Origin of the sequence: Blautia sp. An46, from assembly GCF_002161645.1 — a bacterium.
Classification (GTDB): domain Bacteria; phylum Bacillota; class Clostridia; order Lachnospirales; family Lachnospiraceae; genus Blautia; species Blautia ornithocaccae.
On sequence record NZ_NFIF01000022.1, the window covers coordinates 49,217 to 60,600 of the forward strand.

An 11,384-nucleotide genomic window follows, 5' to 3' on the forward strand; every position below is an offset into this window, starting at 1 on the left:
AACTTGTCCGCCCATTAAGCTTCTCTGACAACTACTTTTAACTGTGCAGTTACTTTAGGATGGAGCTTTACAGGTACCATGGTAGTTCCCAGTTCCTTGATCGGAGACGGAAGCTGCATTTTCTTTTTATCAATATCGTAGCCCAGCTGTTCCTTAGCGGCTTCTGCGATTTCTTTTGTAGACACAGAGCCAAAGGTCCTGCCATTCTCGCCTACTTTAATACTTACCGTTACTTCTTTTGTCTCCAGCTCTGTTTTAAAGGCTTTGGCAGCCTCCAGATTTTCTTTTGCCACCTTCTCTTCGTGGGCTTTCTGGAGTTTCAGTTCATTAATGTTCTTCGGTGTTGCCTCCACTGCCAGTTTTTTTGGAAACAGCATGTTTCTGGCATAGCCGTCGCTTACATTTACAATGTCCCCCTTTTTTCCATGGGACTTTACATCTTCGATTAAAATTACTTTCATATCTCTATGTCTCCTTCGTGAATCATCTGGTCAAGAGTCTCTTTTAACTGAGCGATTGCTTCTTCCACTGTAGCTCCCGGAAGCTGAGCGCCTGCCATATTGATATGGCCGCCTCCGCCCATCCGTTCCATGACAAGCTGTACGTTTATCTCATCAATGGCCCTGGCACTGATAAAAATCTTATTCTGATAATCTGTCAGAACAAAAGTTGCTTTCACACTGTCGATGTTCAGCAGTTCATTGGCCGCCTGTGAAGCGACAACTGTAGGACTGTCCACGCCCTCTGTAGGGCAGACAGCTATGGCAAAACATCCCTTGTAGGTTTCTACATGGCGGATAGCCTCTGCCTTTGCCCGGTAAGACTGAAGGTCATCCCGGAACATCTTCCTTACTCTGGTTACATCGGCGCCGCATCTTCTCAGAAAGGCAGCAGCTTCAAAAGTACGCACGCCTGTTTTGGAAGTAAAATTGTTGGTGTCAATAATAATTCCTGAATACAGGGCGTCTGCCTCTATGTTGTAAATCCGTATGTCATCCGAGAAATACTGAAGGATTTCCGCAACCATCTCGCAGGCTGAGGAAGCGTAGGGCTCAATATAAGAAAGCACTGCATTCTGGATCACTTCACTTCCCTGTCTGTGATGGTCAAGGACTACAATGGTCTTGCTCATGTGGAGAAGGTCTTCACACTCTGTGTAGCTGGGCTTATTGGTGTCTACCACCACCACTACTGTATTGTCATCTACAATATCTCTGGCCTCATCGCTGCTGATGAACATATTTTCATCATAATCCGGATTATCCTTGAAAGTCTGAATGATGGGACGCACAGACATAGTAGGATTATTTACAACGATGTGGGTTTTCTTATTCAAGGACTTAGCTGCCCGGTAAATACCAATGCCGGCACCTATGGAATCCACATCAGGGATCTTATGTCCCATAACCACTACCTTATCCTTGCTCACCATAAATTCTCGGAGGGCATGGGCTTTTACACGGGCCTTTACACGGGTGCTCTTGCCCATCTGCTGAGATTTACCACCGAAATAAGTCATCTGATCCCGGTCCTTGATCACCACCTGGTCACCGCCGCGCCCCAGAGCCAGGTCAATGGCAATACGGGCATATTCGTAATTCTGGGAGTAACTGGGGGCGTTAATGCCAATACCGATGCTGATGGTCACCGCCATGTCATTTCCTATATTGACAGTCTTTACATCCTCCAGGATATTAAACCGTTTTTTCTTTAACTCTTCCAGAGAGCGCTGACGCATTACAAGAATAAACTTGTCTTTTTCCAGCTTTTTGATCAGCCCATCCACCTCGCCGAAATATTTGTTCAGCTTTCTCTCGATTAAAGCTACCAGAAGAGAACGCCTTACTTCTTCCACACTGTTAAGGGCTTCTTCGTAATTGTCCAGATACAGAAGGCCTGTAACCAGCTTTTCATCTTCTTTCTGGCGGATATACTGATTCAGCTCTGTCTCATCAAAGAGATACAGGGCAGTAAGATCATTATTTCCCTCAGGCTCTACCAGTCCGGATTCCTCCAGCAGACGCTGAATAGATATAGGCCGCATAACTGCCCGGTAATCTTTTTCTTCATACTGGAAAGTCACCTCTGCCTCCCGCTCTGTAGGCAGTTTGTCCTTGGTCAGCTCCGGAAACAGATTGGTCACTGACTTCCGGTACCTCCGATTTTTTCCTGAAAGGGCCGCAAAAGCGTCATTCATCCACAGGATTTTTCCATTATAATCCAACAGTGCATAGGGTACGATGAATTCCTTCAGCAAGGTTTTCTGAACTTGCCCATATTGGGTGGCGAAGGAGATCAATTCGTTCATAATGACTGCTCTGCTGTGAAAATACAGAAAAACCACAATTAAAACATATGCCGCAACAAAAATGCTTACCAGTCCTCCGGCTTTCCTGTCAACTGTAAACACCAGAATGTCCATGAACACCAGCAAAACCGTCAGTATCATAGGCCACTGCATGTAAAATTTCAGCTGACCTTTAATCTTTATTTTTCCGTCCATAACTTCACCTGCATGCATATTAAAATGCGATTTAACAGTCCTCCATTAATAGATATTCTGATATATTATACCATTATTTTAATAACAGCACAACTTTTAATTTACCTGTGGAATACTCCCCTGCCGCGTGTGCATCACCCCGGGAAGACTTTTTTATCCTATAGGGCAGTCCAGAGGACTTTCCTATAGGATAAAAATAAGGCGCGCTGCTCAAGCAGCACGCCTCGCATTTTTAATTAGTCCTGTACATAAGGCATGATAGCCATATGTCTTGCTCTCTTGATTTCTACAGTCAGAGCTCTCTGATGCTTTGCACAGTTTCCTGTGATTCTTCTGGGAAGGATTTTTCCTCTCTCAGAAACGTATCTTTTTAATTTATTTGCATCCTTGTAGCTGATCTCGTTGTTTTCCTGTCCGCAGAATACACAAACTTTTTTTCTTCTGCGTCCTCCTCTTCTCTTCATTGGAGAATCTGGTCTATTACCTTTTTCGTAAGCCATGGTCTTTACCTCCTATCAATATTGGCCGCTCTTAGCTGAAGGGCAGCTCCTCGTCAATTCCATCAGGAATGTTCATAAACCCATCTGCTGACGCGGCACTGGGAGAAGGTGCTTCATAAGGTGTCGGCGCTCCTGCGGGTGCACGTCCCACATGGCTGTCGCTTACAGCCTTGCTCTCTGCAAATTCCTGCTCCTCCACTACCACATCTGTGGTATAGACTTTGTTTCCATCACGGTTAGTATAGCTGCCGGTCTGGATACGTCCTGTTACCAGGATCTTGATTCCCTGACGGAAATATTTTTCTGCAAACTCTGCCTGTCTTCCAAAAGCTACACAGCCGATAAAATCAGCCGTAGCCTCTCCGTCTCTTTTAAAACGACGGTCAACAGCCAGCGTATATCTTGCAACTGCTGTTGCGTTGTCTCCTGCGGAATATCTCACCTCAGGATCTCTTGTTAAACGACCCATTAAAATTACTTTATTCATATCATCACCTCATATAATACTTAAACATACGTTATTCAGAATCAGTAATTTTAAATGGATTCTGATATGCGGTCTGCGGATTACGCCTCTTTTTTCACAACTAAATATCTTAATACATTATCCATAATGCGGACATGACGCTCGATTTCAGCAGGTGCTGTAGCGTCAGCCTCAAACTGGATGAAGTAGTAATATCCCTCGCGCATTTTCTGGATCTCGTAAGCTAATCTTTTCTTGCCCCATTCTTCAACTTCTGTGATGTTTCCGTTGTAGCGGGTGATATAGCCTTTTGCTTTTTCTACTACTGCCGCACGAGCTTCATCTTCCAGCTTTGCATTAACGACTAATGCTAATTCGTATTTGTTCATGCTTGTTGTACCTCCTTTTGGTCTTTTGGCCCCCTGATCAGGTCAGGGAACAAGGATTGCAGAACGTGTCGGGAAACACTATTCTGTCCTAAAATAATATATCACGGTTGCTTATTCTAACATAAAACCAAAGGATATTCAAGCCTTTTTTTTCAATTCTCTGGCACTTTTTTCCACGGCTTTCCTGGCGATCATGATCTGATGACCACAGCCCATGCATTTCAGCCTGAAATCCGCTCCCACTCTCAGAATCTCCCATTCACTGCTTCCACAGGGATGCTGTTTTTTTAATCTGACAATATCCCCTACTTCATAATCAAATTTCATATTCTTTTCCTCATCACTCCTGTATCTGTGCAAAAACTTCCCCTATGGGCTGGCTGATCAGAAGTTCAGCCATATTATCCCGGGGTGTTGGATCTCTGTTTATGACTACCAGATGGTCTCCTCTGAAATAATCAATAAGAGAAGCTGCCGGATATACGGACAGCGAAGTTCCACCGATGATCAATATTTCCGCCTGGGAAATCGCCCTGACAGATTCCTGGAGCACATCAGAATCCAGAGCTTCTTCATAAAGGACCACATCTGGTTTGATGATCCCTCCGCACTTTTCACATCTGGGCACTCCCTGGGTACTCTTTATATACTCAATATCATAAGATTCCCCGCATTTCATGCAATGGTTTCTGTAAACACTTCCGTGAAGTTCCAGAACCTTTCTGCTTCCTGCCATCTGATGGAGATTATCAATATTCTGGGTAACAACCGCCTTCAGCTTTCCCACTCTTTCCAACGCAGCCAGTTTTTTATGGGCTTCATTGGGCTGGGCTTCACAAAGCATTTTTGTCCTGTAAAAACGATAAAATTCTTCCGGATTTTTCATAAAGAAACTATGGCTCAAAATCACCTCAGGAGGATAATCCCACTGCTGATGGTACAAGCCGTCTACACTCCGAAAATCTGGTATCCCACTTTCTGTGGAAACACCGGCTCCACCGAAAAACACAATATTTTCACTTTCAGAAATCATTTTCTGCAGTCTTTCCACTGCTTCATCTCTCATGCTCATCCCTCCTGGTCTGAAATCTTTCTCCCTGTTTTACGTCTAATACTCTCCTTCTCTTTTTGCCTGTACTACAAAACGGGTGGCGTCATTTCCTGTGCAGGTAGAGAGCGTAATAATCTTGTCTTCCTTTGTCACTTCTACTCCAAAGTCTACCAGAGACTGGGCTTTCATATTTGCCAGATACTGTTCAAACTGCTGGTCCGGTCCTGAAAACAGAGTATATACTTCTCCGGCTGCATCTACTACATGGCTGGAAAAAATCTCATACCGATAATTCTTATCCGGAGTGCATATCCAGACATAATGGCCTGGAAGAGATTCCTGACTCTGGAAATATTTTCTGAGAAGGCCGAACATGGAGCCGTTCCTCATATTATGTCCATAGATAATAGTGTTGCAGTCCTGGAAGTCACTGCTGTTAGTATACTCAATGAAGATAGAACCTGCAGAATTATAGTTTCCTTCAAAGGTATGATGGAGATAGTAATCATTGTCTGTTCCCTGTACCACCGGATAGCTGATTTCCGTACCTTCAATCTGAATCCATGCGATGATATCAGGATTTATCCCTTTCAGGCTCTCCCAGTCCACAGTGGGAGGCACCGGCTGTTCTGCCTGTTCTCCTTCTGTACCCTCCTGGTCACTGGTATCTTCCTGTACATACTCCCGGATACGGTCATACTCCTGGGTTCCTTTTTGATATTCCAGAAAAATCCCTCCCAGCTGTACCGCTGAAAACACAAATACGCAGGCAGCTATGATCAATATGATATATCGCAGAATGTCACCTGCTGTCTTTCTTTTTTTCTTAGTCTTGCTCATGTTCCGCTCCCGTTCAGGACCATCCCCTGTTTTTAATACATATTTTCATAATAACTTTGGTAATCTTCTGAGATAATACTGCTGCTGGGCACTAACTGGCAGGAATAATCTTCAGCATTTACAATAGCCCCTTCCGGCAGGACTACATTCCTATATGCCGAGGAGTATTCCGGATATTCCTCACTCGGTTCCCACTCTAACATGATTCCAAAGGAATAGTAGGACTGCCCACCCTCACTGTAGGGGTCTTCATAAGGAATCTCATATGTAATGTATCCGAAGTTATCTCCTGTAGGCTGTATATCATAAGTTCCCGCAGGGAAATCTACTCCGGCTGTCATAATCCCCGTAGCATCCACTGCCTCAGCAAGAGGATTCGAAATCCTGGATTCCAGTGCCTGTGTCTGGGCATTCTCTGATGCAAAAGATACTGGATTCATTCCATCTACACAGACCAGGGCACCTGTAAATAAGGGAACGCCTTCGGCCTGTTCAATCTCATATTCCTCTGTTCCAAAAGATTCCTGGTAATAAATAGAATGTGTGCTGTCATGAACCTCAAAGCTGCTTCCATCCTGACCTGACACAACATATTCTCCCTCTGGTATGTCTACTCCTACCATGTACATGCCTGCCGGAAGTTCATTGTCCCAGTGTTCACCCTGGGCAGGAAGCTCTTCCAGTACTTCTACATATTCATAGTTCACCACAGATGACCCGTTGTCTGTGGCCTGGCCAATAAAGCTGGCCATGGACAAGCCCAGCATTACTAAAATTACTACTGCTATAAGGATAGCCAAGGCAATAAGCTTGGAAGGCTGATTTTTCTTTTGGACTGAAGCCGAAGAAAATCCCTTTATGTTTTTTAAATCCGTGCTCTTATATCCGCCTTTTCTTTCCTGTTTTTTTGGCAAAGCAGTTCCTGCCATTGTTTTCCAGTCCGCTGCCGAATTCTTCCTGGGGTTTTCTCCTTTACTTTTCCCGGTACTTTTATTCCTATTTTCGTTCAGTACCGGCTGCTTATAGTTCTCTGCTCCTTCCTCTGTGTGAACATGGCTCATAGTTCCCATAGAGGTATGGTCATACTTTGACCGGTTTAAACAATTCCGATACATTTCATCGGACTTCCGATTGTCCATACCGCACTCTGTACAGACACCATCTTTCAGTTTTCCGCCGCATAGGCTGCAGGTATATTTCATCGCTCACCCTCCTTCACCCTGATATCCCCATTTTACCATATTTCTTTCAAGAACTACACTCAAATCTCAGTAAAAAAAGCCAATGACCTGAATACTGTCACTGGCTTTTCTTCAAATAGCGGGAGTAGGATTTGAACCTACGACCTTTGGGTTATGAGCCCAACGAGCTTCCAGACTGCTCCACCCCGCGGCGATATATTTATCTCTTCTTTAATAAGTATAGTCCTCTGATAATGCTTTGTCAACCCTCATCCAATTTTTCCTTGTTCCCTCAAATTATCTATGTTATCCTTTATCCTATGAAAGGAGGAGACTATGAACCAGACATCAAAACTGAAAGAGCAGAAAGATCATGGAACTTCTGTATTCCCCTGCGGACTTTATGAAGTTTTTGACAATACTCCCTGGGACGGCGTAAAGCATCACTGGCATGATGAAATAGAAATTCTTTATTTTATGAAGGGCACTTTCAATGTCACTATCAATATGGAAAGCTTCCCTATTGAACAGGAGTGTTTTTTCTTTGTAAATCCCGGAGAGATCCATTCTGTAGAATGTTCTTCTCCTGCTACTGAATCTGCCATTGTCTTTCATCCCTGTATATTGAATTTTGAACATTATGACCTGGCTCAGACCCGGCTCATGCAGCCTCTCACCAGAGGCGAAATCCAGCTCCCTCGTTTTCTGGACATCTCCCATCCGGCTTTTTCCAGGATCAAAAAGGAATACCTGGACATTCTGAATGTTTTTCACCAGACTGGTTTTTTTCTGTCTGTGGAATATGAAACCGTGACTGAAGACATTCCCTCCCAGCTTTTTATCCGGGCCGGACTTCTGAAGATCCTGGGAACCCTGTCTTCGTTTTCTCTCCTGACCCAGCCGGAGAAAACCGATGATTACCGCGTCCGCATCATCAAGTCTTCCCTGGAATTTATACGAAACCACTATCAGGAAAAAATATACATCCACAATCTGGCAGAAAACGCTAATATGAATGAGCAGTACTTCTGCCGATTTTTTAAAAAAGCTCTGGGGAAATCACCTGTTACCTATATTAATGAATACCGTATCAAACAGGCGATCACCCTCCTTCAGGCCACTGACGCCCCTATTATGGAGATCTGCCTGGACTGCGGCTTTAATAATCTGGGGAACTTTCTCCGGGAATTTAAAAAGCATACAGGCTTTACGCCCCTCCAGTATCGAAAACATTATTCTTTGGAAAAGTCATAATATCGTAGTTTCTAATCAAATATTTGTAAGACCTTCTTGTTTTTGCACATTATAATGAGTTACCAGAAGCAAGGGACGGCCAGCTTGGTTGAAAAGTCCTGGAAGAAAAAAACCACGGAGGTTATAAAAAATGGAAAAGAAATGGTGGCATGACAAGGTTGCCTATCAGATTTACCCAAAAAGTTTCTATGATTCTAACGGAGACGGAATCGGCGATCTGCAGGGAATCATCAGCAAATTAGATTACTTAAAAGACTTGGGCGTGGATATCCTGTGGATTTCTCCTATCTACCCTTCCCCCTTTGCAGACCAGGGATATGACATTTCCGATTATTATAATATTGACCCTGCTTTCGGCACTTTGGAAGATATGGACGAGCTGATCAGAGAGGCCCATAAACGTCAGATGTATATTCTGATGGACCTGGTAGTAAACCACTGTTCCGATGAGCACGAGTGGTTTGAAAAAGCCTGTGCAGATCCATATGGAGAATACGGCAATTTTTTCTATATCGAGGACCGGAAAGAGGGAGAGCTCCCCTGCAACTGGAGGAGTTATTTCGGCGGTCCCGTGTGGGAACCACTCCCGGGACACCCTGACAAGCAGTACATGCATGTTTTTCATAGAAAACAGCCGGATCTGAACTGGGAAAATCCGGCAGTAAGAGAAGAGGTATATAAAAATATCAATTGGTGGCTGGACAAAGGCCTTGGCGGATTCCGTATCGATGCTATCATTAATATCAAAAAAGCTCTGCCTTATAAAGACTATCCCTCTGACAGGGCTGACGGTCTTTCTGATATTTCCCTAATGCTGGCAGACGCCCAGGGGATTGGTAAATTTCTGGGCGAAATGCAGACACGGACTTTTGGGCCCCATGATGCATTTTCTGTAGGTGAAGTATTCAATATCAAGGACGGAGAACTCCCTGATTTTGTAGGTGACAAGGGTTACTTCTCCTCTATCTTTGACTTTGCTACTACTTCCTTTGGAAAAGATGACAGAGGCTGGTACGCCAGCAAGCGGCCCACACCAGATGATTACAAAAAATGTTATTTTGAATCTCAGAAGAAAATGGGAGACACAGGTTTCTACTCAAATATTATTGAAAACCATGACGAGCCCAGGGGAGTCAGCTATTATATCCCGGAAGGCGAGGTCTGTGACGCCAGCAAGAAACTTCTGGCCGCTATGTATTTCCTGATGAGAGGTCTTCCTTTTATTTACCAGGGACAGGAAATCGGAATGGAAAATCTCGGCGTGGTTCCTATTGATAAAGTAGATGATATCAGTGCTTTAGACCAGTATCAGGTCAGCCTGGATGCAGGCCTCAGTCCTGAAGAGGCTCTGAAAGTCATCTCTGTTTACAGCAGAGACAACGCCAGAACTCCCGTTCAATGGAACAGCGAAAAAAATGCAGGATTTACAAAAGGAACCCCATGGCTCATGGTAAATCCAAACTATACCTCTATTAATGTAGAAGCTCAGGAAAAAGATCCGGATTCTGTCCTGTCCTTTTATAAGGAGCTCATCGCTCTCAGGAAAAATCCTGCTTACAAAGAAACTCTGGTATACGGTACTGTCATTCCTTATCTGGAAGGCCAGCACAATCTGATGGCTTATCACAGAAAGGGAGAAAAAGATCTGCTGGTGATCGGCAACTTCCAGAAGGATCCTCAGACTGCAGTCCTTCCTTCCGCCTGCAAAAATCTTCTGCTGAACAATTACCAGGACCTGGATATGAATGAAGAAAAGACTGCAGTACATTTGAAAGGCTATCAGGCTATTGTGATAGAACTGTAATTTTCCCAGTCTGCTTCCTTTTCACAGAATTTACACGGAATCCTCATAGTGTTGTCACAGAAAAAACACAGGTTCCCCTTAGACTGAATGACAGCAACAGGGAAATCAAGTTTTTACAGCAATGTGAAAGGAGCAGACTTCTATGAAAGCAAAAAAATACGGAAAATTACTGGCATTAGCTTGTGTGACTATGTTATCTGTGTCGGCCTTTACCGCCTGCAGCAATGATGAAGAAGACAGCAGTTCGGACTCTTCCAGCACCTACAGTTCAGATTCTGAAGATACCGATTCTTCCAGTACGGATAGCACAGATGCTTCCGATTCCGGCAGCTCTGATTCCAGCAGTTCAGACACTTCTCTGGATTCTTCAGAGGACAGCAGTGATTCTTATAGCCTGGACTCTGACAGTTCCAGCTCCTACGATCTGGATTCCGACAGTTCCACGGAGGAATAAAACATATATCGTCTCTGAACTGTTTTGAAACTATGATACCTTTCGTGTTTTATATTTTCTTTACAGGGAAGTGATTATTATGATGGGAGTATTACATGTTAATAGGGACAATAAAATTTTTTTAGACAATTACGCAGAACACAAAAAAATCAATTTAAGCTCAGGCCAGTATATATATTTTCGGGTAAAGAACAGCTGGATTCCGGTCATCGTCAAATATTCCCCTGAGTCAGGCCGGTGGTGTTTCTGCCATATGGAAAATATTAATATCAATGGCCGGGAGGCCATGATCAAAGATTATTACGATCCGGAAGATCCTGACAGTCAGGTATCCGGAGATAAATAAAAAAGTCTGTCTCATACAGCTCTGAGGAAAGATTTGCTGAATGAGGCAGACTTTTTTCAGCAAATTTTAACTTGACTTACATCATTTCAAATACTAAACTAATCACATAGAAAATCTTATATCATATCTTTCACATGTTCTTTATCCATATCGGGGATATCCCATTCGATTTTCAATAATAATATTTTTAATCAGGGAACCGTTGGGGTGCTATGTCAGCCGCCGGACGCAGGAAAGGAGGCTGGTGCTATGGTTACATACAGTGATATGTTTACTTTTGTAATTATGCTTTGTGCTGTCATAACTCTTGTTTTGGCTATATCTAACCACAAAAAATAGCACCCCTGCTCTGGCAAAGTAAGGCGCTATTTTTGACTTATCTTTCCGGCGGTCAGATGTGCGCTGACCAACGGTTCTCTTGTTAAGTGTATTATACTCACCTTCCCTGAGGTTGTCAAGTCAAACACCCCGATACAACACGACGTACGCATGAATCTTTTTCCTCCCTCATTTAAAAAAATTGACTTTTTAAAAATTCAAAACCTGCTCCAAAAACTCTTCCGGATTCATGCTGATCACAAATCGTTTCTTTTTCA

12 protein-coding genes and 1 tRNA gene are annotated in these 11,384 nt (G+C 43.6%); 3 read left to right on the forward strand and 10 right to left on the reverse strand.

All coding sequences use genetic code 11. The features are described 5' to 3' along the window. Positions 1 to 14: 14 nt before the first annotated feature. The 10 genes from rplI to B5G00_RS15745 form a co-directional block, all read right to left on the reverse strand. Positions 15 to 461: a 50S ribosomal protein L9 gene (gene rplI, locus B5G00_RS15700; protein ID WP_087274433.1), complete on the reverse strand. Its 447-nt coding sequence runs from the start codon at positions 459 to 461 to the stop codon at positions 15 to 17. After that, the gene (locus B5G00_RS15705) at positions 458 to 2,503 is read right to left on the reverse strand and encodes a DHH family phosphoesterase (protein WP_087274461.1); all 2,046 of its coding nucleotides are present in this window, start codon (positions 2,501 to 2,503) and stop codon (positions 458 to 460) included. Before B5G00_RS15705 ends, rplI begins: the two co-directional genes overlap by 4 nt. Positions 2,504 to 2,739: 236 nt before the next feature. Next, positions 2,740 to 3,003 (reverse strand): 30S ribosomal protein S18, encoded by a 264-nt coding sequence (rpsR, locus tag B5G00_RS15710; protein WP_087274435.1) that lies wholly within the window; start codon positions 3,001 to 3,003, stop codon positions 2,740 to 2,742. A 31-nt stretch (positions 3,004 to 3,034) separates the two neighbouring features. Continuing rightward, on the reverse strand, positions 3,035 to 3,490 hold the full coding sequence (locus tag B5G00_RS15715; protein WP_087274437.1) for a single-stranded DNA-binding protein: 456 nt from the start codon (positions 3,488 to 3,490) through the stop codon (positions 3,035 to 3,037). A gap of 80 nt (positions 3,491 to 3,570) precedes the next feature. Continuing rightward, a complete protein-coding gene (gene rpsF, locus B5G00_RS15720; protein ID WP_087274439.1) occupies positions 3,571 to 3,858 on the reverse strand; it encodes a 30S ribosomal protein S6 in 288 nt (95 codons plus the stop codon). 138 nt (positions 3,859 to 3,996) lie between these two features. Continuing rightward, the gene (locus B5G00_RS15725; RefSeq protein ID WP_087274441.1) at positions 3,997 to 4,185 is read right to left on the reverse strand and encodes a DUF951 domain-containing protein; all 189 of its coding nucleotides are present in this window, start codon (positions 4,183 to 4,185) and stop codon (positions 3,997 to 3,999) included. Between the two features lie 13 nt (positions 4,186 to 4,198). Continuing rightward, on the reverse strand, positions 4,199 to 4,924 hold the full coding sequence (locus B5G00_RS15730; RefSeq protein ID WP_087274443.1) for an NAD-dependent protein deacylase: 726 nt from the start codon (positions 4,922 to 4,924) through the stop codon (positions 4,199 to 4,201). 42 nt (positions 4,925 to 4,966) lie between these two features. Further along, positions 4,967 to 5,749, reverse strand: coding sequence for a class B sortase (gene srtB / locus B5G00_RS15735; RefSeq protein ID WP_087274445.1), 783 nt, complete (start codon positions 5,747 to 5,749; stop codon positions 4,967 to 4,969). A 32-nt stretch (positions 5,750 to 5,781) separates the two neighbouring features. Beyond that, positions 5,782 to 6,951: a hypothetical protein gene (locus tag B5G00_RS15740; RefSeq protein ID WP_087274447.1), complete on the reverse strand. Its 1,170-nt coding sequence runs from the start codon at positions 6,949 to 6,951 to the stop codon at positions 5,782 to 5,784. A gap of 116 nt (positions 6,952 to 7,067) precedes the next feature. After that, positions 7,068 to 7,141, reverse strand: a tRNA-Met gene (locus B5G00_RS15745). A 125-nt stretch (positions 7,142 to 7,266) separates the two neighbouring features. Between B5G00_RS15745 and B5G00_RS15750 the strand changes: the two genes are divergently transcribed. From B5G00_RS15750 to B5G00_RS15760, 3 genes are all read left to right on the forward strand, one after another. Next, entirely contained in the window at positions 7,267 to 8,184 is a 918-nt protein-coding gene (locus tag B5G00_RS15750; protein ID WP_087274449.1) for a helix-turn-helix domain-containing protein, read from the forward strand. Between the two features lie 130 nt (positions 8,185 to 8,314). Next, complete coding sequence (locus B5G00_RS15755) at positions 8,315 to 9,988, forward strand: alpha-glucosidase (protein ID WP_087274451.1); 1,674 nt, start codon at positions 8,315 to 8,317, stop codon at positions 9,986 to 9,988. 142 nt (positions 9,989 to 10,130) lie between these two features. Further along, a complete protein-coding gene (locus B5G00_RS15760) occupies positions 10,131 to 10,442 on the forward strand; it encodes a hypothetical protein (protein WP_087274453.1) in 312 nt (103 codons plus the stop codon). Positions 10,443 to 11,384: the final 942 nt, after the last annotated feature.

Excerpts from the sequence above, each read along its gene's own strand:
- B5G00_RS15750 (WP_087274449.1), top strand. The coding sequence starts at position 7,267 with ATGAACCAGACATCAAAACTGAAAGAGCAGAAAGATCATGGAACTTCT.
- B5G00_RS15740 (WP_087274447.1), bottom strand. The coding sequence starts at position 6,951 with ATGAAATATACCTGCAGCCTATGCGGCGGAAAACTGAAAGATGGTGTC.
- srtB (WP_087274445.1), bottom strand. The coding sequence starts at position 5,749 with ATGAGCAAGACTAAGAAAAAAAGAAAGACAGCAGGTGACATTCTGCGA.
- B5G00_RS15730 (WP_087274443.1), bottom strand. The coding sequence starts at position 4,924 with ATGAGAGATGAAGCAGTGGAAAGACTGCAGAAAATGATTTCTGAAAGT.
- B5G00_RS15760 (WP_087274453.1), top strand. The coding sequence starts at position 10,131 with ATGAAAGCAAAAAAATACGGAAAATTACTGGCATTAGCTTGTGTGACT.
- rplI (WP_087274433.1), bottom strand. The coding sequence starts at position 461 with ATGAAAGTAATTTTAATCGAAGATGTAAAGTCCCATGGAAAAAAGGGG.
- B5G00_RS15705 (WP_087274461.1), bottom strand. The coding sequence starts at position 2,503 with ATGGACGGAAAAATAAAGATTAAAGGTCAGCTGAAATTTTACATGCAG.
- B5G00_RS15715 (WP_087274437.1), bottom strand. The coding sequence starts at position 3,490 with ATGAATAAAGTAATTTTAATGGGTCGTTTAACAAGAGATCCTGAGGTG.
- B5G00_RS15755 (WP_087274451.1), top strand. The coding sequence starts at position 8,315 with ATGGAAAAGAAATGGTGGCATGACAAGGTTGCCTATCAGATTTACCCA.
- B5G00_RS15725 (WP_087274441.1), bottom strand. The coding sequence starts at position 4,185 with ATGAAATTTGATTATGAAGTAGGGGATATTGTCAGATTAAAAAAACAG.
- rpsF (WP_087274439.1), bottom strand. The coding sequence starts at position 3,858 with ATGAACAAATACGAATTAGCATTAGTCGTTAATGCAAAGCTGGAAGAT.
- rpsR (WP_087274435.1), bottom strand. The coding sequence starts at position 3,003 with ATGGCTTACGAAAAAGGTAATAGACCAGATTCTCCAATGAAGAGAAGA.